The 25,117-nt window shown below is 68.6% G+C and carries 27 protein-coding genes; 11 read left to right on the top strand and 16 right to left on the bottom strand.

Features of this window, described 5'->3' with window-relative positions:
* Positions 1–73 precede the first annotated feature (73 nt).
* The 5 genes from ACFS27_RS13160 to ACFS27_RS13140 form a co-directional block, all read right to left on the bottom strand.
* Positions 74–664, bottom strand: a complete 591-nt coding sequence (locus tag ACFS27_RS13160; RefSeq protein ID WP_377183522.1) for a DUF305 domain-containing protein — start codon at positions 662–664, stop codon at positions 74–76.
* 109 nt (positions 665–773) lie between these two features.
* Positions 774–1,229 (bottom strand): DUF6153 family protein, encoded by a 456-nt coding sequence (locus ACFS27_RS13155; RefSeq protein ID WP_377183520.1) that lies wholly within the window; start codon positions 1,227–1,229, stop codon positions 774–776.
* A gap of 123 nt (positions 1,230–1,352) precedes the next feature.
* Positions 1,353–3,503 carry a heavy metal translocating P-type ATPase gene (locus ACFS27_RS13150; protein ID WP_377183712.1) on the bottom strand — a complete coding sequence of 717 codons (2,151 nt, stop codon included), beginning with the start codon at positions 3,501–3,503 and terminating at the stop codon, positions 1,353–1,355.
* A gap of 283 nt (positions 3,504–3,786) precedes the next feature.
* A complete protein-coding gene (locus tag ACFS27_RS13145) occupies positions 3,787–4,050 on the bottom strand; it encodes a YHS domain-containing protein (RefSeq protein WP_377183518.1) in 264 nt (87 codons plus the stop codon).
* 84 nt (positions 4,051–4,134) lie between these two features.
* Complete coding sequence (locus ACFS27_RS13140) at positions 4,135–4,350, bottom strand: heavy-metal-associated domain-containing protein (RefSeq protein WP_377183516.1); 216 nt, start codon at positions 4,348–4,350, stop codon at positions 4,135–4,137.
* Between the two features lie 85 nt (positions 4,351–4,435).
* On the opposite strand from ACFS27_RS13140, the gene ACFS27_RS13135 reads away from it, so the two are divergent.
* Complete coding sequence (locus tag ACFS27_RS13135) at positions 4,436–4,780, top strand: hypothetical protein (protein ID WP_377183718.1); 345 nt, start codon at positions 4,436–4,438, stop codon at positions 4,778–4,780.
* Positions 4,729–4,905 (top strand): FAD-dependent oxidoreductase, encoded by a 177-nt coding sequence (locus ACFS27_RS13130; RefSeq protein ID WP_377183514.1) that lies wholly within the window; start codon positions 4,729–4,731, stop codon positions 4,903–4,905. Before ACFS27_RS13135 ends, ACFS27_RS13130 begins: the two co-directional genes overlap by 52 nt.
* Positions 4,906–6,057: 1,152 nt before the next feature.
* On the opposite strand, the gene ACFS27_RS13125 is transcribed toward ACFS27_RS13130, so the two are convergent.
* Positions 6,058–6,690: a TetR/AcrR family transcriptional regulator gene (locus tag ACFS27_RS13125; RefSeq protein ID WP_377183512.1), complete on the bottom strand. Its 633-nt coding sequence runs from the start codon at positions 6,688–6,690 to the stop codon at positions 6,058–6,060.
* Between the two features lie 102 nt (positions 6,691–6,792).
* Between ACFS27_RS13125 and ACFS27_RS13120 the strand changes: the two genes are divergently transcribed.
* The 6 genes from ACFS27_RS13120 (at position 6,793) to ACFS27_RS13095 (ending at position 11,408) form a co-directional block, all read left to right on the top strand.
* Positions 6,793–6,960, top strand: a complete 168-nt coding sequence (locus ACFS27_RS13120) for a hypothetical protein (RefSeq protein ID WP_377183510.1) — start codon at positions 6,793–6,795, stop codon at positions 6,958–6,960.
* A gap of 29 nt (positions 6,961–6,989) precedes the next feature.
* Complete coding sequence (locus ACFS27_RS13115) at positions 6,990–7,478, top strand: DUF2269 domain-containing protein (protein ID WP_377183508.1); 489 nt, start codon at positions 6,990–6,992, stop codon at positions 7,476–7,478.
* Between the two features lie 161 nt (positions 7,479–7,639).
* Positions 7,640–8,032: a hypothetical protein gene (locus ACFS27_RS13110; RefSeq protein WP_377183506.1), complete on the top strand. Its 393-nt coding sequence runs from the start codon at positions 7,640–7,642 to the stop codon at positions 8,030–8,032.
* 108 nt (positions 8,033–8,140) lie between these two features.
* Entirely contained in the window at positions 8,141–8,983 is an 843-nt protein-coding gene (locus ACFS27_RS13105; RefSeq protein ID WP_377183504.1) for a C40 family peptidase, read from the top strand.
* A gap of 549 nt (positions 8,984–9,532) precedes the next feature.
* Positions 9,533–10,381, top strand: coding sequence for a F510_1955 family glycosylhydrolase (locus ACFS27_RS13100; RefSeq protein ID WP_377183502.1), 849 nt, complete (start codon positions 9,533–9,535; stop codon positions 10,379–10,381).
* A gap of 298 nt (positions 10,382–10,679) precedes the next feature.
* Positions 10,680–11,408 (top strand): M15 family metallopeptidase, encoded by a 729-nt coding sequence (locus tag ACFS27_RS13095; RefSeq protein ID WP_377183500.1) that lies wholly within the window; start codon positions 10,680–10,682, stop codon positions 11,406–11,408.
* Positions 11,409–12,023: 615 nt separating this feature from the next.
* On the opposite strand, the gene ACFS27_RS13090 is transcribed toward ACFS27_RS13095, so the two are convergent.
* The 5 genes from ACFS27_RS13090 to ACFS27_RS13070 all read right to left on the bottom strand — a co-directional run bounded on the left by ACFS27_RS13090 (position 12,024) and on the right by ACFS27_RS13070 (position 15,748).
* Positions 12,024–12,548: a hypothetical protein gene (locus ACFS27_RS13090; RefSeq protein ID WP_377183498.1), complete on the bottom strand. Its 525-nt coding sequence runs from the start codon at positions 12,546–12,548 to the stop codon at positions 12,024–12,026.
* Complete coding sequence (locus ACFS27_RS13085; protein WP_253878198.1) at positions 12,549–13,211, bottom strand: aldo/keto reductase; 663 nt, start codon at positions 13,209–13,211, stop codon at positions 12,549–12,551.
* 127 nt (positions 13,212–13,338) lie between these two features.
* A complete protein-coding gene (tmk, locus tag ACFS27_RS13080) occupies positions 13,339–13,980 on the bottom strand; it encodes a dTMP kinase (RefSeq protein WP_253878200.1) in 642 nt (213 codons plus the stop codon).
* On the bottom strand, positions 13,977–14,591 hold the full coding sequence (locus ACFS27_RS13075) for a 3'-5' exonuclease (RefSeq protein WP_253878202.1): 615 nt from the start codon (positions 14,589–14,591) through the stop codon (positions 13,977–13,979). The genes tmk and ACFS27_RS13075 overlap by 4 nt, the downstream gene beginning before the upstream one ends.
* Positions 14,588–15,748, bottom strand: a complete 1,161-nt coding sequence (locus ACFS27_RS13070; RefSeq protein WP_253878204.1) for a radical SAM protein — start codon at positions 15,746–15,748, stop codon at positions 14,588–14,590. The genes ACFS27_RS13075 and ACFS27_RS13070 overlap by 4 nt, the downstream gene beginning before the upstream one ends.
* A gap of 238 nt (positions 15,749–15,986) precedes the next feature.
* On the opposite strand from ACFS27_RS13070, the gene ACFS27_RS13065 reads away from it, so the two are divergent.
* From ACFS27_RS13065 to ACFS27_RS13055, 3 genes are all read left to right on the top strand, one after another.
* Positions 15,987–17,237: a cytochrome P450 family protein gene (locus ACFS27_RS13065; RefSeq protein ID WP_377183494.1), complete on the top strand. Its 1,251-nt coding sequence runs from the start codon at positions 15,987–15,989 to the stop codon at positions 17,235–17,237.
* A gap of 163 nt (positions 17,238–17,400) precedes the next feature.
* A complete protein-coding gene (locus ACFS27_RS13060) occupies positions 17,401–18,681 on the top strand; it encodes a hypothetical protein (protein ID WP_377183492.1) in 1,281 nt (426 codons plus the stop codon).
* Positions 18,682–18,797: 116 nt separating this feature from the next.
* Positions 18,798–20,162, top strand: a complete 1,365-nt coding sequence (locus ACFS27_RS13055; RefSeq protein ID WP_253877748.1) for an ABC transporter substrate-binding protein — start codon at positions 18,798–18,800, stop codon at positions 20,160–20,162.
* A 138-nt stretch (positions 20,163–20,300) separates the two neighbouring features.
* Here ACFS27_RS13055 and ACFS27_RS13050 read toward each other — a convergent pair whose 3' ends face one another.
* The 5 genes from ACFS27_RS13050 to ACFS27_RS13030 form a co-directional block, all read right to left on the bottom strand.
* The gene (locus ACFS27_RS13050) at positions 20,301–21,086 is read right to left on the bottom strand and encodes an NUDIX domain-containing protein (protein WP_253877750.1); all 786 of its coding nucleotides are present in this window, start codon (positions 21,084–21,086) and stop codon (positions 20,301–20,303) included.
* A gap of 87 nt (positions 21,087–21,173) precedes the next feature.
* The gene (locus ACFS27_RS13045) at positions 21,174–21,572 is read right to left on the bottom strand and encodes a hypothetical protein (protein WP_253877752.1); all 399 of its coding nucleotides are present in this window, start codon (positions 21,570–21,572) and stop codon (positions 21,174–21,176) included.
* The gene (locus tag ACFS27_RS13040; protein WP_253877754.1) at positions 21,569–22,729 is read right to left on the bottom strand and encodes a hypothetical protein; all 1,161 of its coding nucleotides are present in this window, start codon (positions 22,727–22,729) and stop codon (positions 21,569–21,571) included. The genes ACFS27_RS13045 and ACFS27_RS13040 overlap by 4 nt, the downstream gene beginning before the upstream one ends.
* Positions 22,730–22,764: 35 nt before the next feature.
* Positions 22,765–23,664 (bottom strand): hypothetical protein, encoded by a 900-nt coding sequence (locus ACFS27_RS13035; RefSeq protein WP_377183489.1) that lies wholly within the window; start codon positions 23,662–23,664, stop codon positions 22,765–22,767.
* Positions 23,661–24,956 carry a lanthionine synthetase C family protein gene (locus ACFS27_RS13030; protein ID WP_345376353.1) on the bottom strand — a complete coding sequence of 432 codons (1,296 nt, stop codon included), beginning with the start codon at positions 24,954–24,956 and terminating at the stop codon, positions 23,661–23,663. Before ACFS27_RS13030 ends, ACFS27_RS13035 begins: the two co-directional genes overlap by 4 nt.
* Positions 24,957–25,117: the final 161 nt, after the last annotated feature.

Raw genomic sequence — 25,117 nt, 5'->3', positions numbered from 1 at the left:
GAAGGACTCCTCACGAGCGGGTGGTGCGCCGGCTCGTCGCCGGCGCACCACCCATCGGTCACCTGGACGTCGGTCACATGGACGCGAGCAGGTCCTCCATCGTCCCGATCTCGGCGGTCTGCGTGTCGACGATGGTCTGCGCCATCTCGACGGCGGCCGGGTCGCTGCCGTCCTCGATCTCGGTCTGCGCCATCTCGACGGCGCCCTCGTGGTGCGCGATCATCTGCTCCAGGAACAGCTGGTCGCTCTCGGGGGGCGTGGCCGCCTCCAGTGCCTGCATGTCCTCTTCGGTCATCATGCCGCTCATCGCGTCGTGGCCGTCGTGCTCCTGCGCGGTGCGCTCGGCGCCCCACGAGTCGAGCCACTGGCCGAGCTGCTCGATCTCGGGGGCCTGCGCCGCCTTGATCTGGGTGGCCAGCGCCGCGATCTCGGGGTTCGTCCCGTTCTTCGCCAGGACGACGTCCGCCATCTCGACCGCCTGCTCGTGGTGCGGGATCATCATCTGCGCGAACATCATGTCCGCCTCGTTGTGGGCCGCTCCGTCGCCGGACTCCGAGCCGGCCATGGTGGACATGTCGTGGTCCGCGGGCTCCTGCGAGCCTGAGCAGCCGGCCAGGGCGAGGGCGCCGGCCAGGACAACGGCGGACATCAGGGTGCGCTTCATCAAAATCTTCCTCTGGTTCGTCTCGATCTTCGGGGTAGCACTCATCGGCGCGTCACGCGGGGCGTGGTCGCGCTGGTGGGGGTCGGCGCGGTGCGCGCCGACGCCGGGTCTACGTCCGGGAGATGCAGAGCTCGTGCAAGGAAGGTGCGGCAACCGCACGCAGGTCGGTCACCACCTGCGCCAGGGGTACAGACCACGCGGGCAGGGCCCGCCACAGGAGACGCCGTACGGGTACGACGAGAGCCAGCAGTGCGACGAGGATCATGAGGCACATCGCCATGGCGGCGTCGTGCCCGCCGCACCCGTCACAGCAGTCGCCCGCGTGCCCGTGGGGTTCCGTCGTGACCGGGGCGGTCGGCGTCACCGTCGGCGGCAGGCCATCGACGACGGCGCTCTGCGTGGCGACGACGGAGGCGTCGTGCGGCCCGTAACCGTGCGAGGCCGGGGACCCGCTCATCTGGTGCATGGTGACCACGCCGATGATGACCGTGAGGATCATCAGAGCGCCGTTCAGGCGTCGCCCGGGCTCGGCGACGGCCGAGCGGAGGAGCGAGATCACGCGCACGTCACGGAGAGTAGTCCACGGCGGGTGCCGCACGGAAACCACCTGCCTACGCCTGGTCGTGAGCGAGCGTCCGCGTCTGACGGACCACGGGGCGCCAGCTCTGGATGGTCACGATCGCACTCGTCACTTGAGGCTATCGACGCGCTCGCGATCCTGCGGGGTGACCGTGCCACGGTCGCGGATCGTACGGGCGCTGATCTCGGGCCGCAGATCCAGCCGGCGCAGGAGCTGGGCGTTCGCCGCCACGACGATCGTGGACAGCGACATCAGGATCGCGCCGATGGACATCGGCAGGACGAACCCGATCGGAGCGAGCACACCCGCAGCCAGCGGCACGGAGATGAGGTTGTACCCGGCCGCCCACCACAGGTTCTGCTTCATCTTGCGGTAGCTCGCACGGGACAGCTCGATCACCGAGAGCACCGAACGTGGGTCATCGCTCGCCAGGATCACTCCGGCGGACGCGATCGCGACGTCAGTACCGGCGCCGATCGCGATCCCGACGTCGGCCTGAGCGAGCGCAGGGGCGTCGTTGACGCCGTCGCCGACCATCGCGACCTTGCGTCCCTCGTCCTGCAGCTGGCGGACCTTGGCCGACTTGTCCTCGGGTCGCACACCGGCGAAGTACCTGTCGATGCCGAGCTCGTCGGCGACGGTCTTGGCCACGGCCTCGGCGTCACCCGTGATCATGACGACCTGGACACCCTGGGCGTGCAGGGCGTCGACGGCTTCCCGCGACTCAGGACGGATCTCGTCGGCGAGCTTGAGCGCACCGGCGACCTGACCGTCGACCAGCACGTGCAGGATGATCGCGCCGTCCGTACGCCACCGGTCGGCGACGTCGAGCTCACCGGTGCCGTGCTGCTCGAGCAGGTAGGGACCGCCCACGGCGACCTGACGGCCGTCGACCATGGCGCTGACGCCTACGGCAGGGGACGAGGTGAAGTCGGCGGCACCGGGGATCTGCAGGCTGCGGGAGCGTGCCGCCTGCACGATCGCGCGCGCCAGAGGGTGCTCGGAGTCGGACTCGGCAGCAGCGGCCAGCGCCAGGACGGTGCCGGTCTCGTTGTCGCCGGTGGGGTGGACCTCGGTGACCGTCGGCTGACCCTTGGTGAGCGTCCCGGTCTTGTCGAACAGCACGGAGGTGACGGTGCGCATGCTCTCCAGAGCGAGCCGGTCCTTAACGAGCACCCCGCCGCGCGCCGCACGCTCGGTCGCGATGGACACCACCAGGGGGATCGCCAGGCCCAGCGCGTGGGGGCAGGCGATGACCAGCACGGTGATCGTGCGGACGACGGCGTCGTCCGGCATTCCGGCGAGCGACCAGACCAGCGCGGTGATCACGGCGGCGCCCAGGGCGAACCAGAACAGCCATCCGGCGGCGGTGTCGGCCAGGCGCTGGGCGCGGGAGCTGGAGTTCTGGGCGTCGGTGACCAGGCGCTGGATACCGGCCAGGGCGGTGTCTTGGCCGATGGCGGTGACCTGGACACGCATGCCAGAGTCGGTCGCCACCGTGCCCGCGACTACTGGGTCTCCTTCGGCGCGACGTACCGGGCGCGACTCTCCGGTGATCATGGACTCGTCCATGCTGGCCGAGCCCTGCACGACCTGGCCGTCAGCGGGTACCCGACCGCCCGGGCGCACGACCACCACGTCGCCCACCCGTAGGTCGGCCGGCGCCACGGTGACGGCCTGGTCGCCCTCGATGCGCTCGGCCTCGTCGGGCAGCAGCGCGGCCAGAGAGTCCAGTGCCGACGTCGTCTGGGCCAGGGACCGCATCTCGATCCAGTGGCCGAGCAGCATGATCACGATCAGCAGCGCCAGCTCCCACCAGAAGTCGAGCTGATGCTCCAGCAACCCCAGGCTCGCACCCCAGGACGCGAGGAACGCGACTGTGATCGCCAGCCCGATCAGCAGCATCATCCCGGGCTTGCGGGCCTTGAGCTCCGATACGGCACCGGTGAGGAACGGCCGCCCGCCCCACACGTACATGACCGTGCCGAGCACTGGCGACACCCAGGCCAGGCCCGGGAGGTCCGGCAGCGCGTAGCCGAGGATCATCACGAACATGCCGGACAGCCCGACGACCGGCACGGCCAGCACGAGCATGATCCAGAACAGGCGCCGGAACTGTCCCACGTGGTCCCCGTGCCCTCCGTGCCCGGCGTGGCCTCCATGACCGGTGTGGCCGGCGTGTTCGCTGTGGTCCGCGTGACCCGTCTGGTCGGGGTGCTCACCGTGTCCGCTGTGGCCGGCGTGGTCGTCAGCGTGCATGGCGTGCTCGTCGGCTCCGCCGTGCCGGTCGTGCGCCGGCTCGGCGCTGCCATGGCCGCTGTGGTCGTCGCTGTGCTCGTCGGTCGCGGTGTGCCCCGCGTGCTCGTCACCAGCCGGAGCCGCCGGGTGGTGAGAGTGCTCGCCGCGTCCGGGGGTCCCGGCGCCGTTCGGCCCGTGGTGGTGCTGGTGATCCTGGCTCATGGTGGTCAGCCTTCGCTGGGTGGGGTGGATGGGCAAGAGGAACGGTCGTGGGCGGCCGGGCGGACGCCCACGACCGCTGGGGTCAGGCCGCGGTGACGTACCGTTTGGGGTCGGCGTCGAACAGTGGCCCGCACGCGTCGCAGCAGAACCAGTACCGGGCGCCGTCGTAGTCGCGGAACAGGCCCGCGGCCTCGGCGTCGGTCTTGATGACCGAGCTGCCGGGCATGACTGGGCAGTCTGCGACGTCCTCGGCGCTCAGGCCGCTGGTGTCCGCGGCGTGCCCGCAGGCGGTCGCCGGCGCGGGGCCGTCGTGCGCATCGCCGTGGGCGTGGGCGTGGTCATGCATGCCGTGGTCGTGCGCGTGATCATGCGCCATGAGAGAGAAGCCCTTCGTTCTGGGGTCGGGGTCAGGTGTGTTGCGCCGGCGTGCTCAGGCCCGCTGTGCGCTGTAGCCGGCCTCGGCGACCGCGGCCAGCACGTCCGCGTCATCTACCGGGGCAGAGCTCGTCACGTCGAGACGGCCCGTCGAGGCGCTGACCTGCACGCCGTCCACTCCGGGCACCTGGGTGACCTCTTCGGTCACCGACATCTCGCAGTGACCGCACGTCATACCGGTCACCGCGTAGGTCGTGGTGGTCTGGCTCATGGTTCATCCCTTCCAACAGATACCCTTAGGGGGTATGTTCCCGGAGAACATACCCAGCCCGGGTATCCTATGCAAGGGGCGGAGCATGAACACGTTCGGCGTCGTCGTAGTGGGGCATGGTGCGGCTGCCCAAGCCGTGCTCCGAGAGCTGCGAGCCAACGCGCCGCACCTGTCCGCGGCCCTGATCGCCGATGCAGGTGGCATCATTCGCACGCTGGTCACCAAGGGCGTGCTCACTGGTCTGCTCTCCGCCGACCAGACAGCAGGCCACCCGCCGCAGGGTGTGGAGCGGGTCGAAGGCCCCGCCGCGGGCCCGAATGCCTCCGGCGGCGCGTCGACCTGCACCTGCTTCACACTGCCCACCCCGGGTCAGCCCGGGTGGCGATCCTCGGCGCGGGATTGGTCGGTGCGGAGACGGCTGCACCTTTGACGGACGCCGGCGCATACGTCCATCTGATCGCCCGCTCCGAGCGGCCGCTTGTGGCGACGCTGGGGCCACAGCTCGCCGATCGGGTGGCCGACCTGCACCGAGAGCACGTCAGCAAGGCCCTTTAAGTCCACGGCTACGGCGGTCGGGTCTCTTCGGCGAAGTCGAGTGCAACTACTCGCCTGACGCAGCAGTGACCACTGTTCGGTTGCAGCGACTTGTCGACGGCGTCTGGAAAAACTTCGGGAAGTCCGTAAGCAGTTCCAGCGCCGCTACGCACCTGTCGATCTATGGTGGGGCGGGCGCATCCTCGGGTTGCCATCGCTTTTGGGGTCGGATTCATCGTGAGGCCTTTTCACGGAGCCTGGGGCTATGCAACCAAGTACGGCACGCCCGTGACCCTCTGCTTTTGAGAGAGGTACTGACATCACCTCCTGGTGGGACACAAGACATCGCCTGCAAGCCGGCAGCAGGAGCATCCTGGTCGAAGCTTCTGACGACTCGGTCTACATTGCGCTCGTTCTCGACGAGGTGAATCCGCTGACGGCTCGCGCGCACGCGTTCGTCGTGCGTGCCGACGACGGGCGTGTTCACGAGCTGAATCCCATGCTCGCCGTGCAACTGACCGACGAGCAAGCTCTCTATACCGGTGTAGTCGCTGCAGGTAAGGACGCCCCTCCGTTCGTCCACTTTGTGTTTGCGAAGGGTGCTCCGGGGCGAATCGAGGCGGGCCTTGCTCCCGATGGTTCGCCCGTCGCGGTCGACCTATCCCCTAATGGATGGGGAGCAGCAGTCCAGGCAGCAGATTCGCGTTCACCAGGGTTTGAGTTCTGAGCCATGCGAGTCGTCACTGCGACTTGTGGCACAGTTGCGGCTACGGTCGCACTCGCTATTGAATCCTAGGCCTGCAGGAGACCAAGTCCCGCGTTCGGGCTGTTTATCGACGAGATGCAAGACCTCGACGAGGCGACCTTCGCAGGACTCATCGCCGCTCAGCATGCCGCGGGCCAACGCGAGTGGCGGTTCTGCATCATCGCCGCCGAGCTACCGAGCCTTCCCCGCGTGCTGACCGAAACGCGGCCATCACCCGGTTCATCAGCTCAGCCGGCCGGCTGGTCGGCACTGTCGCCCTCGATGCACCAGGCGTGGCCCGAGATCTCGTGCCCTCGATCTCCCGTGCCTGATCGCACGCAGGATCCCTGACGATTCAGGACCTGCTCGCCAGCAAGCGCCTCGGGCGACGGTGTGTCACTCCCACGGCGACGCGCCGTCCACCCAGGCTAATGGGCCCCGCGATGATTCCTGGCCGCTGCTACCTGGCTGCCGTTCTTGGCCTGAGTCGAGTATCCGAGTCCGTCCAGCACCACCCGCGCGAGCATGGCAACTCCGTCCAGGTCGCTCGCCTCGCTGGCCGCTTCCAGCGCGCGTCGGCAGTACACGGCGAGCCCGTCCGGGCCGACATCAGTACGCACGAGGCCTTCTGCTGCCGCCTCCGCAATCAGATCGGCGAAGACGCTGTGCAGACGCCGCTCCGCGTCGGCGATCTCGGGCCCTTGATGGACCAGCGCGCGGATGTCGACGGACGAGTGCCTCCCGCGGTGGAAACAGATGGACGCGTAGGCGTCGACAACGGCCTCGAGTCGAGCACCCGACGGCCGTGATTCCACGCGCAGGTCCTCCAAGGCCCGGAGGTGGCCCTCGACGTGCTGTTCGTGGTGCTCCACAAGGATCGACTCGATGTCCGTGAAGTACTTGTAGAGCGTCGCTCGACCGATTCCTGCGGCGCCGGCCACTTGCGACATCGTCAGGGAGAGAGGGCCGTGCTCCTGGGCCAGTCGCCAGGTGGCCTCAGTGATGGCATCTCGCACGGATCGGCGATGCTCATCGATCGATTCCTCCCACAGCTTCGGCACCCGGCAATCGTACGCCTCGTCGATGGCGTGACACTCCGTCGATAGCCAATACACTGTGTCTCGAACGATTAGTTCTGGCCAGGCCGATCCAAGGAGACGACGATGACGCGAAACGCACCGGACCCGGCGGCAGACAACGACCCACGGCCCCATCCTGGGCTGCCCCGATGGGCCAAGCTGCTAGTCGCGGGTGCTGCGATCGCGGTCGTCGTGCTCGTGGTGGTCATGCTGCTCGTCGGCGGCGAGCACGGTCCTGGGATGCACGGCTGATGCTGATGCCTCCGGCGATTCGGAAACTGATGCTGACGGTCCACATCACCAGCTCGGTGGGCTGGCTTGGCGCGATCGTGGCGTACATCGCCCTCAATGTCCCCGTCTACGTCAGTAATGACGAGCAGGCCGTGCGGGCGGCGTACCTGATGATGGAACCCGTTCTGCGGTATGCCCTGATCCCGCTCGCCGCGGCGGCGCTGGCCACCGGCATCGTCCAGGCCCTCGGCACACCCTGGGGTCTGCTGCGGCACTACTGGGTGACGATCAGCCTGGTACTGACCACCTTCGCGTTCGCGATCCTCGTGCTCCACCTGCCGGAGGTCGAGGCCCTAGCGGCTGTCGCGGCGAACCCGACGGCCGATGTCGACCGGCTCGGCGGGGACCTGTTCCACGCCGTGGGCGGCCTGGTCGTGCTGCTGGTCCCGCTGGCACTGAACATCTACAAGCCGCGCGGGTTGACCCGTTACGGCTGGCGTCGCGCACAGGACCGCCACACAACGAGCCCAACCACCTGACCAGCGCGACCAGCACGCATCACAGCATTGGCCAAGGCCCCGGACGGCACGGATCACGACCCGGTGTTGCAGAACACCGTGTCCATTCCGTTACTCTTGGGCTCGCTATGGACCTGAACCGTGTTGCTCGCTCGCCGCTCGCCGCTCCTCGGCGTGGTTTCGTGAGCGTCCTGACGGTCATGTTCCTCGTGCTCGCTGTCCTGGGCGTGCAGGCCGTGTGCGGCGTCCACCTGGACGAAGCCGGCCACACCAGCGCGCTCACGGATGCCGGTGCCGGGCACCATGCGGCCTCTGCCGGGTTGGGCACCTCGGACCAGGCCACCGAGGCGGACCTCGGACACCACGGTGACGACCCGTCCCACTGCTCGGAAGAGCGCACGGCGACAGCACGGTATGACCGGACGCTGTCGCCCTTCCCGGACCTGGCCCAAGCCCCGGACCTCGCCCAGCAGTGGCTGGTGCCCGGTATCGCGCACCACGCCCCCCGGGGGCCGTCGGGCCTGGCCGTAGCAGCCGCGCCGTCGCTGCACGCTCTCGGGATCTCCCGGACGTAGACCACCACATCCCGTCGACACCACCCCACCTGGGTGTCGACCGGTTCAGCGCGCCCCGAACCGGGTCGCGTGCGTGGTTCTACTCCGATCCGAAAGGTCCCAGCTTTCATGGAGCCCAGCTTCAACCTGAACCCGGCCGTGCGCGGCCGTGGTCGTCACCGGGCGGCGCGTCGCCCCGTCCTGGCCGACGTCGCCCGAACCGCCACCGAGCAGGCCACCGCGTTCGCCGGCCGCACCGCCGTGGTAGCCGCGGCCGGTTCCGGCGTCCTGCTGTCCCTGGTGGCCGCCCCCGCCCAGGCCGCACCGGCGCCCGCGTCGATCAACACTTCGCTGGCCGGCACGCCCGTCAACGGCACGCTCAACTCGGTCGATCTCAATGCCCTGGCTACCCAGGCAAAGGAATCAGTCGCCGCTGCGCCCGTGGTGACCGTCGCTCCCGATGCGGAGCTGAAGGTCGAGACGGCCGCCGTCTCCGTCGTCTCGGCCGACGAGAATGAGGAGTACCAGGCGCAGCTCGCCGCTGAGGCAGAAGCGGAGGCGGAGGCGGAAGCCGCCGCAGCCGCCGAAGCGGAGGCTGAAGCAGCTGCCCAGATCGCCGTCGATATCCCCGCCTCCGCCCAGGGCTCCGCGATCGTGTCCATCGGGATGCGGTACCTCGGGGTGCCGTACCTGTGGGGCGGATCGACCCCGGCGGGGATGGACTGCTCCGGGTTCACGTCCTACGTCTTCGCGCAGGTAGGGATCAACCTTCCCCGGACCTCGTCCGAGCAGCGGTACGCGGGGACCGAGGTGCCCTGGTCCCAGGCGCAGCCCGGTGACCTGCTCTGGTCGCCCGGCCACATCGCGATCTACGCCGGTGACGGCATGCAGATCGAGGCGCCCGTGCCGGGCAAGTCCGTCCGGTACACCCAGGTCTGGCAGTCCAACCCGGTAGTCCTGCGGGTCGGCTGACCGATACCTGGCGTGAGGGGCGGGTTCAGGCCCGCCCCTCACGCTGCCCACCGGGCGCCGTTCCGGTCGCCCGGAAGCCTCGGTACCGCTGAGCCGAAAGACCCCCATGCACACCCACTTGACTCCTAACCCAACAACAAGAACGACGCCAGACCTCCGCTCCCGACCGCGGGTCACCGGCGTTCAAGTGGCCATGCTGTTCTTCGTGCTCGCCCTGCTGCTGGCTCCTACGCACGGCCAGCTGTTGTCGTCGGCATCGGCAGCCCCGAGGGCAGAGCTCACCCAGCCCCGCGGGGAGAGTCCCGCTGATCGGGCTTTACAGACCGGTCCGAGTCCCGCTGCCGCGTCGTCCGCATCCGAACCGACAACGGGCGGCCACCACAGCACAGTCGCCGGAATCCCGACCCCACTCGCCCTGGCCGTCGGAGCCGTGATCCTGGTGCTCGCGATCCTATTGGCGATCACGACACTCACCAGGCAGCGCCACGACGACGATCCCCGTACGCCCACCAGAAAGGCCCAGCCGTGGCTCGACCGAGATCTGTTGTCATGACCGTCGGGATCGCGCTCGCCGTCGCTCTTGTCGTCGCCGCGCTCATGATCCCGAGGCTGGCCGCCGATACTCTGCACGAAGGCCAGAGCGACACCGGAGCTGCCCCAGAGATGGAGCACATCCATGGGATCGGGATCGATCCTGGCGACGGCACGGTCTATGCGGGAACGCACCACGGCCTCTTTCGGATCGCCGACGGCCGGGCGACCCCGGTCGCGGACCGAGTGCAGGACTACATGGGCTTCACCGTCGCCGGACCGGGCCAGTTCCTGGCCAGCGGCCACCCCGGCCCAGGGCAGGGCGGCCCGAGTTCGGTCGGCCTCATCGAGAGCACCGACGCCGGCCAGACCTGGAAGACGCTCTCTCTGAGCGGGCAGGCAGACTTCCACGCGCTCGAGTACCGCCACGACCGCGTGTACGGACTCAACTCGATGACCGGCCAGCTCCTTGCCAGCACCGACAAGAAGTCCTGGGAAGAGCTCAGCAGTGCACAGATCGCGGACTTCGCGGTCAGCCCAACGGATGCCGACTTCCTGGTGGCCACCACTGAGCAGGGCCTGACCCACAGCACCGACGGCGGAGCCACGTTCGAGGTGGTTGAGTCCGCACCGGTGATGATCTTCGTCAGTTGGGCTGACGACGGCACACTGGCCGGCGTGACCCCGGACGGCGTCGTCTACACCACGCAGGACCCCATCGATGAGTGGACCGAGCAGGCTCACCTGGACGGCCAGCCCGAGGCGCTGACCATCGCTTCAGGCGCGCAGATCTACGCGGCTGCCAACGGCACCGTGCTCGCCTCCACCGACGGCGGGGCCACCTTCTCCTCGATGGTCGAACAGTGAACTGCTCGCCATCCGTCGGCCCGACGGCCAAGAGGTACTCCATGACACCGATGGCTCGAGGGTGTGTCTTCGCCCGTCGCCCACCACACGTTCCACACCGCGATCCGCACCACTGCCTACGTCGGAGGAAGCGATGAGGCACGGACGAGACGCGACCTCCTCCCGGCGCCTAACCCTGGCCGAGGGCTCCGAGACGCAGACGCGGCGTAACCGAGGACGGCGTCGCAAGGGTCGCCACGCGGCCTCGCCGCGTCGCACGCCACCTCCGACCTCAGGACGATGGTCGTTGACTCTTGGCGTGGGGATCGCCCTGGCCACCACGACATCGTTCACGGTCGCCGCAAACGCCGGGGCGTCGGGCGGCGATGAGCACAACCGGTCAGGAGCGGCTGACGCCGTGGCGGCATCCGGTCCATCGCCGTCGAGCATGGCAGCGGCGGTGCCCGACCGGCGGAGCGGAGCGTCGCGCAGTCAGGAGCGTTCACCACGCGGAACCTCTGCCGCTGGTGTCACCGTGTCTCCGGATGCGTCGATGCCGGTCGAGGAGCCAGCCCCCGTGCGGGTGAAGGCCCCGCCGGTCCTGCCTGGTTGCGATGGCGAGGCGACGGGCGCGGGACTCAACGGCCAGGTGCCGCAGAGCGAGCTGTGCGACCTGTGGGACGGACACCCGCCGATCCGTGCCGACGCGGCCGTGGCATTCGCGCGCATGAACAAGGCATACACCGCGCAGTTCGGCGAACCCATATGCATCACCGACGGGTACCGCAGCTACGCGCAGCAGGTCGCCGCGAAAGCGGCAAAGCCCACCCTGACGGCAACGCCGGGCCGGTCCAACCACGGTTGGGGGCTTGCGGTGGACATCTGCGCCGACGGCTACGCCGGTGAGCGCTTGAACTGGCTCAAAGCGCACGGACCCGAGTACGGGTGGGACAACCCGCCGTGGGCCCGAGAGGGAGGCTCGGGACCGTACGAACCGTGGCACTGGGAATTCACGGCCGCCGTGGCTCAGATCGACGAACACCACTGAGGCAGCCAGCTTCGACGGCTGCCTGCCCTATCCGGCACGCTGCGAGCGTGTCAGACGGCGATGCGTGAAACGGAGGATCACATCACCGCCTCTTTCAACAGGTCTGAATCCGGTCATACCCGAGGGGGGTACTATCCGGGAGTGCTTGAGACTTCACCGGCCCGTGCTGCGACGTCGACCCCTGGTCTGACGGCGTGCAGTCTGTGCGCTGGAGAGACGTTGGGTGAGGGTGACACGATGCCGGGCGGCCAGCTCGCCCGGCTGCGCCGACTGGGTGCGGCCGGCATAGCGCGCCTGACCCTGTCTGAGTGCCTGGACGAGTGCGAGCGGGGAGATGTCGTCGTTGCGCGTCCGAGCGGCGCCGGGCGGGAGGCAGCGGGCAGGCCTGTGTGGTTCGAACGCCTCGCCGGCGACGAGCCGACCACCCGGCTTTGCCAGTGGCTCCAAGCCGGCGGCCCAGGTGTCGAAGACGTCCCTGACGAGCTGGTACCGCTGATCATCGACCGGTCAGGATTAACGCAGCACCACAGCCTTCCGCCAGAACCGATCGCTCCCGCCACTCGGCTCCAACGCTCCTGAAACCTCTGTAGCCTCAAGCCACCACCTCGTCGGTGATCATTCGGTCGAGCGCGTCGAGACCGGACTCGTCGTTGTCAGCGTCCTGGAACTGTCGTTCAGCCTGGCGCTTCTGGTCGGCGATGTGCCTAAGTCTTCGTCGAGCGCTGAGTTCGGCAAGCCAGGACGAAACGATCCGCGCCGCTCTTCATGATCGAGTTCGAGGGCATCAGCGTCAGCGTCGGCTCTACACGCAGGGCAGGTGCACAAGAGGTGCTTGGCGTACGGCATGCCGGTAGTGCAGAGAAGCATGTACGGCGCCGACAAAGACGACAGCGCTCTGCCCTCGGCTGAGAAGCGGGTCCGCAGCGCATCGTGGACTGCGTACGGCAGCTCGGTCGGAGTACCTGACGGAGCGAACACGTCACGCGGCACAGCCCGGAACGCTGATTGGATCGCTGGATCGTCGAGCACGCCCTCCTCGATGAGTTCCTTGACCATCTGCTCACGCAGTGCCTCGGCGCTTGGTGCGACCGGTGCGGGCTCGTCGTCGAGTTCTGTTTGGGCGAGGTCGGGCTGCGTCATTCAGGCCTTCTTCCGGGTCGCTGCGGCGAGGTTGGCGTGGAGGTGGTCGATCGATGTCGTCCCCGGAATCGGTAGGACGGCGGGCGACTGGTCCAGGAGCCATCTGATGGCTTCGGGCGCGCCGCCGGCGCGAGCGAGTGTTCCGGCGCTGAGCGGTGCGTAGGGCACGAACGCCAGGCCCTGTTCGGTGCAGTACTCCAAGACGGCGCGGTCCCCTTCGAGCTGGTTGAACTTGTTTTGCACAGCGGCGATGGGGGTGATCGCTCGGGCGGCTTCGGCCTGGGTGGGGGTGGCCTTGGATACCCCGATGTGTCGGATCTTGCCCTCTTCACGGAGTACGGCGAGTTCGCCGAGCTGGTCGGCCAACGGCACGTGCGGGTCGATGCGGTGCAGGTAGTACAGATCGATCCGGTCCAACTCGAGGCGGCGCAGGCTCATCTCGACGCATTGACGCAGGTACTCCGGGCGACCTACAGGCGCCCACCGGTTCGGGCCCTGGCGCGTCATGCCGCCCTTGGTGGCGATGACCAGGTCGTCCGGGTAGGGGTGCAGGGCCTTGCGGATGAGGCGTTCGCTGGTCTCCGGCCCGTAGGCGTCGGCGGTGTCGATGTGGTTGACCCCGAGGTCGACCGCTTCGCGCAGGACGGCTTTGGCTCCGTCCATGTCGGCGGGGTGGAACCAGTGCCGGGTCCGGTGATCTGCATCGCGCCGTACCCGATGCGGCGGACCGGGAGGTCCCCGCCGATGCTGAATGTTCCGCCCAGATCAGTGGTTGCAGGTGCGATGCTGGTCATGAGGCCTCCTTCAGGTCGAGGGGGACTTCGAGCACGATCGCTGCCGCCCGCTCGGCAACCGTGGCGGCGTCCAGGTCGGTGGTGTCGATCCGCTCGATCCGAGCGTTCGTCTGGGCGAGCCGGTCGGCTGCCTCGAGGAAGTAGGCCACTTCGTTGGCTGTCGCGTCGGGCTGGTCTTGGTAGCGGTTGTGCGCTCCGCGCTCGGTCAGGCGCGCTCGGACGACGTCGGGTGCGCCGGTCAGCAGGATCGTCAGGTCGGCTTCGAGGACCGGTGTGTTGATGGTGTCCAGGAAGGCGACATCGACGCCGTCATGGCGTTGCATGACCATGCCGGAGGCCGTGTACCGGTCAGTGACGACCATCTGTCCTGCAGCCAGGCGGGGCGCGATCTCGGTGGTGGCTTGGTGGTAGCGGTCGGCGGCGTACAGGCACGCCAAGGCGTGGCCGGCGACCGTCTGGGTCAGCTCGCGCGCCAGGGCGCCGATCGGTCCGGTGGAAGGCTGGGTGGCCTGGTGGACGTCGAGGCCCGCGGTACGCAGGAGCGTGCTCAGGTTCGCGCACAGCGTCGACTTGCCGACGCCGGACGGGCCGTCGACGGCAATCAGCAGACCGGCACGGCGTGAGATCAGGGCCGTCATAGGTCGAACAGCGTCGCGTCGGCGGCCACCGCAGGAGCCTGCTTGGACGATGAGCCCATCGCGCCGGCCTGCCGGAGCTCCTCCAGGGTCGTGCCTGGCGTGAGCCTGGCCATCTGGACGAAGAGCCGCGCGGTGACGGTCGCGTCGTAGTCGGCCCGGTGCGCCCGCATCCCCGGAGGCAGACCGTCGGCGAGATGGCGGTGCTCGACCAGGGCGCTCAACCCGTAAGAGGGCAGGTCGAAGGCGCGTCGCGCCAGCTTCAACGTGTCGAGCGCGACCGGGACCTCCCAGCCGGGCAGCGATCGACGCAGCACGTCGACGTCGACGTGCACCCCGTGCCCCACCGGAATCGCGCTCCCCAGCACTGCCCGGATCTCTCCGGCAACTTCTCCGACGGCGGGCGCGTCGGCGACGTCGTCGTTGCTGATGCCGTGGATTTTGTGCGCCTGCCAGGAAATCGGCGTCGGCGGGCGAAGAAGCCACGTCCTGGCCTTCTCGATCTTCCCCCGCCGGACCGGCACCACGGCCACCTCGACGAGCTCTGGTGGCCGCGCGCCGTTGCCTTCGACATCGACGACGACGTAGTCGGCCTCATCCCAGACCATGCTCATGCGGGTGTCTCCTCGTTCGGGACCCACCCGATGTCGGCGCGCCCGTGCAGGCGGAGCTTGTGCGGGTGGCGCGTGTCGTGGAACTGGAACCCGAGGCCGTGCTGGAGGAAGTACCGGGGCGACTCGTCCAGCCCGGCCACCAGCACGGCGCGTTCGGTGATGTCCACGATCTCGACATCCTCCCTGCCTGGTAGCCGGCGCGCGAGGTCTCGGACCGCGTCTTCGGTCGGGACCTGATGGTTCTGTGCGCACAGCGCCAGCTGCTTGACCGGGCAGATGTCGCACAGCTCCCGGACGCCGTAGTGCCCGTTGTAGTCCGGCACGTCGTGGGCGAACGAGACCGAGCAGCTGGTCTTGCGGAACAGCGGCCCGCCGGCGCCGTCGGTGAACGCTTCCAGGACCCGGCGCTCCAGGGTCTCGGGGACGATCTTGCGGCGCGCGGTGTCCGCGTACGGCTCCGGGAGATTATTGGCCTTGTAGTAGTCGGCGATCTCGTCGCGGTAGAACAGGCCGGTAAACACCGTCCCGTGCGCGTGGTGGGACAGCTCGACGGCTTTGGCCATGTGCTCCGGCGTGTCATTCAGACCGGGCACCAACGGACGCCAATACAGGATGACGCGATACCGGTCCGCGTGCGCGTGCAGGGTTTTGAGAGACTTCTCGGCGATCTCGCTCGCGACCGGCTCTATCCGCTTGTCGCTGATCCCGGAGAAGGTCACCAGGATCGTGACCCGGATGTTGGCCAGCCGGTTGAGCCGGTCGCAGTCCTCCGGGTCGACCCGGTAACGGGTGATGACCAGGACGTGGTTGGTCAGTCCCCGTGCGTCGAGGTCTTCCAGGACGTTGAACAGGTGCCCCTTGACCCGAGGCAGGAAGGGGTCGGTTGCCCGGTTGAAGATCTGCACCGGGGTGTGATGTGCCTGGAAGTAGGGGTGCTCGACCAGCTGTCGTACGGCTTCGTCGTCGGGCATCAGAGCGCGCGGCTGGGTCATCTCCCACACGCCGTAGGTGTGACGGATGCAGTACGCGCAGTCCAGTGGGCAGCCCTGGATGTGGTTGAGCGACAGCCCGGACTTGCGGTAGTCCACGACGCTGCGCGCCGCTTCGGGCAACTGGGCGATCTGGTCAGGGGTGAGCAGCGGAACGGTGACGGGCACGAGCGCCTCCGGAGGGATCTACCGGCCCCTTCCCGAGCGAAAAGGGGTTCATGGCCAATCTGCCGGTTACCGCGTGGTCTCGGCACGGCATTCTGGCAGGTCGGCTCCGGCATTCTGCGAGGTCGATGCTCGTCTCGGGCCGAAAGAATAGGCATTCTGCCAAAATGCGTACCGCAGACTGCCAGAATGCGGCGGGGAACTCTTGTTTGTGATCGCCGGCTGCTGTGCGGTAGCGCCCATGACTTCTGCTGCCCCGGCACGACATGTCCTGGATCCGACCGGGAAAGATGTGTACGGCGAGATCGAGAGGTTCCGGGCCGACGGCCCGATGGTCCGCGTTGAGATGCCCGGCGGGCGGCCCGCGTGGGTGGTGCTCGGCTACGCCGAGGCAGTCGAGCTGCTGAAGGTCCGCAACAGGAACCCGTTGGTGTCCAAGGACATCGCGCATTGGGCCGACTTCGTCGCCGGGCGGGTACCGGAGGGCTGGCCGCTGCTGATGTGGGCAGTCAAGGCGGGTATGTTCACCGCCGACCCGCCGCGGCATCGGGATCTGAGGTCCTGGGCCGCGCCGGCATTCACTCCACGTCGGATCGAGCGCCTGGCACCGGTGATCGAGCAGATCGTCGCTGATCGCCTAGACGTCATGGCCACTGCTGCTGCTGCTGCTGACGGGCGGGTCATGGATCTACGGGCAGAGTTCTGCCTTCCTGTGCCGATCGAGACCATCGGTGCGTTGCTGGGTGTTCCAGACGATCTGGCCGGGACGTTCCTGCTAGGTGCGGACGCCCTGTTCGACACCGCCATCACCCCCGACGTAGCGCAGGCCCGGTTCGGGGCACTGCTGGGCGCGATCGAGACGATGGTCGACCGCAAGGTGGCCGACCCGGGCGTTGACCTGACCAGCGACCTGGTCAAGACGCTGGGCAAAAAGGACGCCTATACCCGCGAGGTGCTGCTGGAGACCGTGCGGTTGACGATCGTGGCCGGGTACGAGACCACGGGCAACCTGATCGACCAGGCCGTGTTCGCGTTGCTGACCCACCCCGAGCACCTGGCCGCGGTCCGGGCCGGCGAGGTCTCGTGGGACGCGGTGATCGACGAAACCCTGCGCTGGGCGGGCGTCGCCGGCAACCTCCCGCTGCGGTTCGCCGTGAAGGCGTTCGAGCTTGGTGGCGCCCAGATCCAGGCAGGTGACGCGATCCTGGTCTCCTACGTCGGTACCGGTCGTGACCCACGCAAGTTCGACCGGCCCGACGCGTTCGACCCGACCCGAGCTACCCGGGACCATCTCGGGTTCGGGCACGGCACCCACTACTGCCTCGGCGCACCCTTGGCGGTTCTGGAGGCCAAGGTCGCACTGCCCGCTCTGTTCGACCGGTACCCCGGCCTGCGCCTCGCCGAGGACCCGGGCACGATCCCGGCGAACCCCGGCTTCATCACCAACGGGCACGCCCGCCTGCCCGTCCACCTGGGCACGACCAGAGCCTGACGGCCGCACTCCGCCGGGGCCGCGACCGTCTGCGGCCCTGGCAGAACGCGCGGTGCCCGCCCACCCGATGCCCGCCTATCGCTGGTCGCGCTGCCACGTCCCCCTTCGCTTCGTCCTACCTGGGCTTCGTGCGCCCTGCGCGCCCCCTCTGAGGAGACTTACGTTGTTCGGCACCACGTCTGATGTCCGCCTGGACGACCTCGCCGCGAACCCTGGCCCGGGGCTGCCGATGCTCGCCGCGGCGACCATGGCCCCCGACCCGGACGCGGTCTACCGCACGTGGCGGGCACAGTGGGGACCGGTCGTGCCGGTCGAGCTGTCCGACGGCGTGCTGGCCTGGCTCGTGCTCGACTACGAGGACATCAAGCAGATCCTGATGACCTGGTCCGTCTTCAGCCGCGACGTCGAGCACTGGGCAGCCTTCCAGGACGGCCGGGTGGCCCCTGGCACGGGCCTGCACGCGTTCTTCTCGCCGCGCCAGAACGCGTTCTACACCGAGGGCGATCGGCGGGTGCGGTTGCGCAGCGTCGTGGACGATGCGTTCGCCGCGATCGACGAGACCAAGCTCGTCCGCGACGTGCGCACGGCGTGCAGAGCACTGCTCGCCCAGATCGCCCCCTTGGGCCAGGCGGACCTTGTCGCCTCCTACACCGCCGCCGTCCCGTCGTTGGCCGTGGCGGCGATGTACGGGCTGCCGGCTCACCTGGCAGACCGGATGCGGCAGTACGCCACCGACATCTTCTCCAACACCCCCGCGGCGGTGCCTGCGTTCGTCGGACTTAACACCATGCTCGCCGAGCTGATCGCCATCCGGCGCGAGGACCCGGGCGACGACCTGCTCTCGACGATCGTGCACCACGAGCACGCCCTGGACGACACCGAGCTGCTGGACACCGCGCAGATGATCCAATCCGCGGGCCACGAGATGTCGGTGGCCTGGACCACCATGACCCTGGTCCACCTTCTCGGTGACCACGACTTCGGCACCCGCACCCGCTCCGGCCGCCTGATGGTGGATGAGGCGCTGGACAACGTCATGGTCCACCAGTCCCCCACCTGGCACACCCCCGCCCGGTTCGTCACCGGCAACACCGAGCTCGGCGGACGCATGCTGCGCAAGGGCGAGGCGATCGTGTGCGCGGTCGCGCACGCCACCAAGACCGAGCACGAAGGCGCCGACCTCATCTGGGCCTCCACCAGTCGCGCCACCCTCGGATTCGGCGCAGGCGTGCACCGGTGCCCCGCATCCCGTGTGTCTCGGATCATCACCAAGACCGCCGTCGAGCAGGCTCTGATTCAGCTGCACGCGCTGAAGCTGGACGTCCCGATCAAGGACCTCCCCTTCGTGCCCGGCCTGTGGGCCCGCTCCGCGGCCACCCTCCCGGTCACCTTCGAGCCCACCCACGCGCCCGGCTCGGCGCAGCGGGACCCCGTCAGCGTCTAACGCAGCCCAGGCCCATGGGCCGGACAGACCTGCGCGCCACCGTTCTGGGCCCGCACGAGCCTGCCCTGCAGCCGCACGTAAGACCTCCCACCTGCCTTCCGAGAGGAATCCCCGCCATGCCCACTCCCCCACGCCACCACCGCTCCGTTGCCGCGGCATTCACCACGCTCTGCGCGCTCCTGGCGCTCTCCGCGTGCACAGCCGGGCTCGACGACGACGCCGGGACCGTCGACCCGTCGGCTGGCACCAGCGGACGGGACGACCTGCTGACCGAGGGTGGTGAGCTCCTGATCTGGGCGTGGGAGCCCACGCTGAACCAGGTCGTGGCGGACTTCGAGGCCGACTACCCGAACGTTGACGTCGAGCTCGCGAACGTCGGCACAGGGAACGACCACTACGTTTCCTTGCAGAACGCGATCAGTGCCGGTTCGGGCGTGCCGGACATCGCTCAGGTTGAGTACCACGCCCTGCGCCAGTTCACCATCGCCGATTCGCTGGCTGACCTCAGCCCATACGGCGCAACCGACCTGAGTCGAACGTTCTCCCCGGGCACCTGGGACGCCGTCACCGGCGGCACCGACGCCGTGCATGCGCTGCCTATGGACTCCGGGCCGATGGCCCTGTTCTACAACCAGCGAGTCTTCGCCGACGCCGGCGTGGCCGTGCCGACAACATGGGAGGAGTTCATCGACGCCGCCGAGGCGATCCACACCCACGACCCCGACACCTACATTACCGCGGACAACGGGATCGCGACGGTCACGACTTCCATGATCTGGCAGGCCGGCGGCCACCCCTTCCAGGTCGAGGGCACCGACGTGACCGTGGATCTGGCCGACGAGGGCACGCTGAAGTTCGCGCGCATGTGGCAGCAGCTCATCGACGCCGGCCTGGTCGCCGACATCCCCGACTGGTCCGACGAATGGTTCCAGGGCCTCAGCGACGGCTCGATCGCCGCACTGGTGACCGGTGCCTGGATGCCCGCCAACCTCACCACCGGCGCTGCCCCGGCGTCCGGCGACTGGCGCGTGGCCCGCATGCCCCAGTGGACCGAGGGCGCCAACCAGACCGCCGAACTCGGCGGATCCGCCCTCGCGCTCACCGAAGCCAGCCAGGCCAAGGAACTGGCCTACGCGTTCCTGAAGTACGCCAACATCGGCGATGGTGTCACCACGCGGTTGGACGCCGGCGCGTTCCCGGCCACGATGCGGGACCTGACCGACCCCGCCTTCCTCGCCCAAGAGCCTGAATACTTCGGTGGGCAGCAGATCAACCGGATCCTTGCCGACTCCGCAACGCACGTCCTGCCCGGCTGGCAGTACCTGCCCTACCAGGTCCACGCCAACACCATCTACCCCGACACCGTCGGCCAGGCGTATACCGGCTCGAGGACGCTGACCGAGGGGCTCGCGGACTGGCAGGAATCGATCCTCGGCTACGGCGACGAGCAAGGTTTCACCGTAGGGCACCCCAGCGAGTAGGGGGCCCGTCCCCGAGAGCGGCAGGCGCACCATCGCTGCTACCAGCGATCAATACGGCGACACGGGATCCCGGGTGTAGCCCGAGCCAGGTCCGACGCTGTCCCGACTCGAACGGGACGCACATCGGGGCCATTCGAGTCAGATCGTCCACGGGCGCCAGAACGAACCGTCCGCACCACTGAGGAGTGCGTCTTTGAGGGCTGCGGGACGCACATCACGTTCAGCCAGCTCGGCCAAAGCGAGCCACTCGACTCCGGGGCGGAGCTCGTCCCGGTCGGCGGCAGTGATGTCGACGTGGGCCTCGAACACCAGGGTGATCACGCTGTGAACCTCGCCAGTCCGGGAGTGGTGATGATCGACGACCCCTGCGAATCCGGCAATCGTGGCCACCAGACCGGTCTGTTCGGCCACGTGTCGTAGGAGTGTGCTGTGGACGGGCTGACCATCAATGGAGCCCCCGGGCAGGTGGGACCATCCCAGTCCCTGATCATCGACCACGAGGAACTTGCGGTCGTTCCGGATCAAGGCTTGAGCGATGACCTGAACGCCGGCGAGATGGCTGCCCGGGGTGGCCGCCGGCGGCGGCGGGAGTGAGCCTTGGGTGATCGCTGCTCGAGCCCGTGCCTCGTGCGGGCTCAGGCCTCGCGGAGTGGGGAAGAAGCCGAGCTCCTGGTCTGACCTGGCTTTCAGGATTTTCCGCAGCGCCTCGCGGTACAGCTTGCTCGGCCAGCGGACCTCCCCACGCTCGTATCGACCGATCTCGCTCCCCCGCAGCCCACCTGACCGCCCCGTCTTGACACGGACGTATTCATTGACCGCTGCGGCAAGCTCCGCTCTCGACATCGCCTGCCCAGAGCCGGAGGGCGACGACGTCGCTTTTCGCTGGGTCCGGAGCTGTTCGTTCCTCACCGCCCACCCGCCCATGCACTCGACTCCTCATCGCCACAGTGACGCCGTACGCGACAGGCCACCATCCACTCCCGGTAGAGCCTCGCCAGCACCCACACCCCCTTAGCCCTCAACTGGGCTCGCCCCGTCCTGCCGCGCGCACCCCACCGTGACCGACAACGGCGTATGCCGGTGCGAGCCAGCCATCCATCCCCGCCAGCGAGGGCACTGCGTGCACCTGCCCGGCACGCTGGCGCCTGGGTCGAACTCCTCGTGCTTGAGAATCTCGAATCTCGACGTGGCCGGGTCCAGGTCCAGGACCGCCGCGAGGAACGCGGCACCAGAGCAGTCACGGGTCGCGACCTGTGCGGCCAGCAGGAGAACCTGCTCTGTGTGTCTGGCTGTCTCGAACCACAGCGCCTCCGGTCGGACGCTGACCTCGATCAGCTTCACGTGGCACAGTGCGGCGATCTGGCTCAGAGCATGAGCGACCCGGTCGACGCCGATGCTGGTCGTGGTCATGACGCCTGCTCCAGCACTGTCTGGGCGAGCGCGGCGGCGTCGAGCAGTCGGGTGCGGGCGCGGCCGATCAAGGCGCCGCCGGCAAGGCCTGACCGCGCCACGACCCGCGCTAGGTAGACCTGTTCCGTGCCGGTCGCGACACGGACCAGCGGGTGACGCAGGACATCCCGCGCGGCGGGTCCATCCATCAGGTCGCAGGCATCGGTCACGACCCGGTGCGCGATGTCCTCACCAGCTCGACGGACCTTCAGGTCCGAACTGAGACAGGCGATCGAGGCAACGAGCAGGGCCAGGCGAATCCGGAAGCCGACGTCGCCGTCGTCCACTGGTGTCCGGGCGTCGTACCGGTCGAGCATCTCCCGGGTCGCTTCACCGCGCCGCGCAGGTGGTACGCACAACACGGTCAGGCAGTCCCGCACCTGCTGCTCCCACGCCTGTCGTGGCTCACAGGCGTCGATGACTCGGCACGCCGCGGGCATGTCCCCCCTCATGATCCGGTCGACGATCATTGCCTGCCGGCCCTCGAGCAGCCGGGAACTGGCCCGGTCGTAGGTCTCGGCCAGGTCGGCTGCCGCCGACCAACGGCCGACCGCAGTCTCGGCGGTGATCCCGCCAACCAGGAGGTGCGTACGGACCTGGTACTCCAGGGTGCGGCGTTCCTCAGGAGTCGCCAGGACGTTGCCCAGGGGTAGCCGCGCATCGCCGATCCGGACCGGCACCAGCCCGTGGACGGCGTGCAGCAGCAGGCGCAGCCCGGCCACGACCTGACCCGGACCGCTCTCCAGACCGTGCAAGCGCGCCAGGGTGATCCCGGGCCCGAGCATCCGGGCAGCCTGCGGCGCGGTCAGGCGCCGCGCCGGTTCGACGTACGCGCGCAGGTGGGACTGGCACAACTGGCGCGCCAGGTCGAGCGCCCCGCAGTCCTCGGCGACCATCGCGGCCCGGCCGAGGGCCCGGGTCGCAGTCACGACCGCCTCGACCGGGTCGCGGACCGCATGGGCTTCCCGAGACATCTGGTCGACGGCGTCGATGCGTCGTGTCAACGGCCCGATGTGCGGACGCGGGCGGGCGACCAGCGGGAGCAGCCGGGTGACCGAAGCCAGGCCAGCTTTGTCGATCGAACCGTGAGCCCGCGGTGCGCCCCGCAGTCTGCTCATATCAGGGAGCGAAACCGCTGATCGGGACTGGGTCGTCATCGTCTCTCCTGGGACCACAATGCGTTGCGGATAGCGACGGCCAGGATCTGCTGGTCGGTCGGTGAGAAACCGAGCCGGTTCCATTGCGCTGCTACTACTAGACGAAGGTCGAGACGCAGCGCCTCAGGCACCGCCGTGCGCGGGGTCGGGAGGAAGCCCTGGTTGGTAGCGCCTAGCCGAGTGGCCGCGTGGGTGAGCTCTGCTGCCCAACGGGCCGCGTACGGGTCAAGATCCAGGAGCGCCGCAGCGGGCGTACGCAGGAGGGCACTGAGCATCTCGGTCAGGCCATGAGCCCGGATCCGGGCCGGCTCTGCCAACGGTGCCGCCCCAAGCCAGTGCTCATCGACGAAGTCGGCGGTCTGTGCGTCGCTCAAGCCCGCTGCGCGGCATATCACCGTGGTCAAGATCCCGGCGATGTGCCGCGGCGCCAGCAGCGGCCGGTCGCGCGCGTAGTCCAGGACCCCCCGACTGTCCGCGCAGTGCAGGTCCATGAGTGCACGGCGCCGGTCTGCGTCGTACTTGGGTTGTGTCGACCGTGGCCTGGTCAGGCGAGGTTCGGGTGTAGGTGGGGACGTTGCGGTCCAGGGCACTGGGTTGTCGAGTGCCCCGGGCCGGTTCAGCACGAGTATCGCCTCCTCCACCAGGAGATCTTGGAGGTAGACGCGCCAGCCCTTGTCGTGGTTCAGGAACCACCAGCGACCCCCTCGGTGAGCGCACAGCCCGTCTAGGATCACGGCCACAACGTCCGGCCCGCTGGCGCAGTCCGTCTCGGGGAACAGAACATCGAGCTGGGACCACCCCGCGACGTCCGCTGCATCAGGCGTCGGACCGGGGGATACCGGGGTCGGGTCAGTCAGTTTGTCGGCGGTGGGTAGGTAGATGACCGTGCCGGTCATTCGGCCCATCCGATCCCGAGGACGCCGTCGGCGCCGGAGACCGGGGCCGCCCGGGTGCGTAGTGACTCGAAGACTAGGCGTGTTCCGAATCGCCCCCACAAGAACTCGGTGTCGTCTGGGTCCGGGAGGACTCGGCTGGTGCGAGACACTGCGTCGGCAGCCACGCCCAGGCGGCTGGTCTCAAGCGAGTGCCCTCGCCTGTGTAGGGCCATGAATGCTTCGGCATCCTCGGCGGCGCGCAGCACTGTCAGATACATCCCCCCGGTTCCGACATACAGGTCAGGCTCGGTGAGCCGGTTTAGTTCACGCTGGGTCAGGCACGACGCGACGGCGTCCTCAGCTACGACTCGGCCGCGCTCGTCACCCAACGCGATTCCGGCCATCTGCAGCGCCCGGCCGATGCCCGGGGTCCCGTGCGCCCACGTTGGCTCTGACGGGCCTGGTTGGTGCACGCGCCCCGTGCGGAGCTCGTCCAGGCTCAGCTGCTGGGGCCACCAGGTCACCTTGTCGGGGGTCTCCTGCCTCCACCGCGTGTACCAGCCGGTGATGTGCCGGATCGCCTCAGCCTGACCCGGCACTGCGTAGCCGGCACGGTAGCTCGCTGCGAGGAACGCAAGAATGCCCGCGCCGCCACGTGCCATCCCGAAATCCGCGTACCCATTCGGTTGTTTGTCCCCCACCGGTGTTGTGGGCTGGGGGGCGCTGGCGCTCCACCACCCGGGGAGGAGCACCTCCGAGAGAATGCGGTCTTTTGAACGGTCGACCAGGTAGGACAAGACGCCTGACAGTGCCCCGCTGACTGCCTCGTCGAGCGCGGTGCCGCGCGCGGGCTGGTGTACGGCGCGGCGCAGCAGCACCATCCCGAGCCCGGTCAGACCTGTCATGAGGTCGAACTCGCTGCCGTGCGTCGGTGCTCCCGCCTCAATCCGGTCGTTGACGGCTTCGAACCGCTCAGCGGTCAGCTCCACGAGTATTTGGTCCAGTGCGGCGAGCTCGTGTGCCCACCGCGCACGGTATTGGGCGCCTGTCGTGTCCAGAACAAAGGTGAGCGCCGGGGCCCCGTAGAACAGGTCGGCGCGCGCGGACCGGTCGAGCGGCCTCTTTTTGGCGGCCAGCAGCGCGTCGGTGACCTCGTCCCAGGACCCCCGGGTGGTCGTCATCGCCAGCTCGACGGCGAGCAGCATCCTGGCGAGGTCGCCGTCCGCCAGCGACTGCGCCGGATCATCCGGCCTGCGCTGCCCGTGCTGGCCATCGAGACCGCGTTGCCCGAGACGGTTGTGCGTGGCGATCACAGGTCGCTCCCGATCGAGCGGTGCACGCTCGCACATTGGTCTGGCTCGCTGCGGTTGGCCCTCTGGTGGCCGGGATAGTGCAGGTAGGTCGGCATTGCGTATCTCCTGGGGGTGCTGGGACCCGGCCGGTGACGGTTTCTCCGGCACATCACCGGCCGGGG

The sequence above is a fragment of the Promicromonospora vindobonensis genome (assembly GCF_042685865.1).
GTDB lineage: Bacteria > Actinomycetota > Actinomycetes > Actinomycetales > Cellulomonadaceae > Promicromonospora > Promicromonospora vindobonensis.
Note: the sequence above shows the minus strand (reverse complement) of the source record. Positions and strands in the feature narration are given on the sequence as shown.

Excerpts from the sequence above, each read along its gene's own strand:
- ACFS27_RS13160 (WP_377183522.1), bottom strand. The coding sequence starts at position 664 with ATGAAGCGCACCCTGATGTCCGCCGTTGTCCTGGCCGGCGCCCTCGCC.
- ACFS27_RS13150 (WP_377183712.1), bottom strand. The coding sequence starts at position 3,503 with ATGCACGCTGACGACCACGCCGGCCACAGCGGACACGGTGAGCACCCC.
- ACFS27_RS13145 (WP_377183518.1), bottom strand. The coding sequence starts at position 4,050 with ATGCATGACCACGCCCACGCCCACGGCGATGCGCACGACGGCCCCGCG.
- ACFS27_RS13140 (WP_377183516.1), bottom strand. The coding sequence starts at position 4,350 with ATGAGCCAGACCACCACGACCTACGCGGTGACCGGTATGACGTGCGGT.
- ACFS27_RS13135 (WP_377183718.1), top strand. The coding sequence starts at position 4,436 with ATGAACACGTTCGGCGTCGTCGTAGTGGGGCATGGTGCGGCTGCCCAA.
- ACFS27_RS13120 (WP_377183510.1), top strand. The coding sequence starts at position 6,793 with ATGACGCGAAACGCACCGGACCCGGCGGCAGACAACGACCCACGGCCC.
- ACFS27_RS13115 (WP_377183508.1), top strand. The coding sequence starts at position 6,990 with ATGCTGACGGTCCACATCACCAGCTCGGTGGGCTGGCTTGGCGCGATC.
- ACFS27_RS13105 (WP_377183504.1), top strand. The coding sequence starts at position 8,141 with ATGGAGCCCAGCTTCAACCTGAACCCGGCCGTGCGCGGCCGTGGTCGT.
- ACFS27_RS13100 (WP_377183502.1), top strand. The coding sequence starts at position 9,533 with ATGACCGTCGGGATCGCGCTCGCCGTCGCTCTTGTCGTCGCCGCGCTC.
- ACFS27_RS13090 (WP_377183498.1), bottom strand. The coding sequence starts at position 12,548 with ATGACGCAGCCCGACCTCGCCCAAACAGAACTCGACGACGAGCCCGCA.
- ACFS27_RS13085 (WP_253878198.1), bottom strand. The coding sequence starts at position 13,211 with ATGGACGGAGCCAAAGCCGTCCTGCGCGAAGCGGTCGACCTCGGGGTC.
- tmk (WP_253878200.1), bottom strand. The coding sequence starts at position 13,980 with ATGACGGCCCTGATCTCACGCCGTGCCGGTCTGCTGATTGCCGTCGAC.
- ACFS27_RS13075 (WP_253878202.1), bottom strand. The coding sequence starts at position 14,591 with ATGAGCATGGTCTGGGATGAGGCCGACTACGTCGTCGTCGATGTCGAA.
- ACFS27_RS13065 (WP_377183494.1), top strand. The coding sequence starts at position 15,987 with ATGACTTCTGCTGCCCCGGCACGACATGTCCTGGATCCGACCGGGAAA.
- ACFS27_RS13055 (WP_253877748.1), top strand. The coding sequence starts at position 18,798 with ATGCCCACTCCCCCACGCCACCACCGCTCCGTTGCCGCGGCATTCACC.
- ACFS27_RS13050 (WP_253877750.1), bottom strand. The coding sequence starts at position 21,086 with ATGGGCGGGTGGGCGGTGAGGAACGAACAGCTCCGGACCCAGCGAAAA.
- ACFS27_RS13045 (WP_253877752.1), bottom strand. The coding sequence starts at position 21,572 with ATGACCACGACCAGCATCGGCGTCGACCGGGTCGCTCATGCTCTGAGC.
- ACFS27_RS13040 (WP_253877754.1), bottom strand. The coding sequence starts at position 22,729 with ATGAGCAGACTGCGGGGCGCACCGCGGGCTCACGGTTCGATCGACAAA.
- ACFS27_RS13035 (WP_377183489.1), bottom strand. The coding sequence starts at position 23,664 with ATGACCGGCACGGTCATCTACCTACCCACCGCCGACAAACTGACTGAC.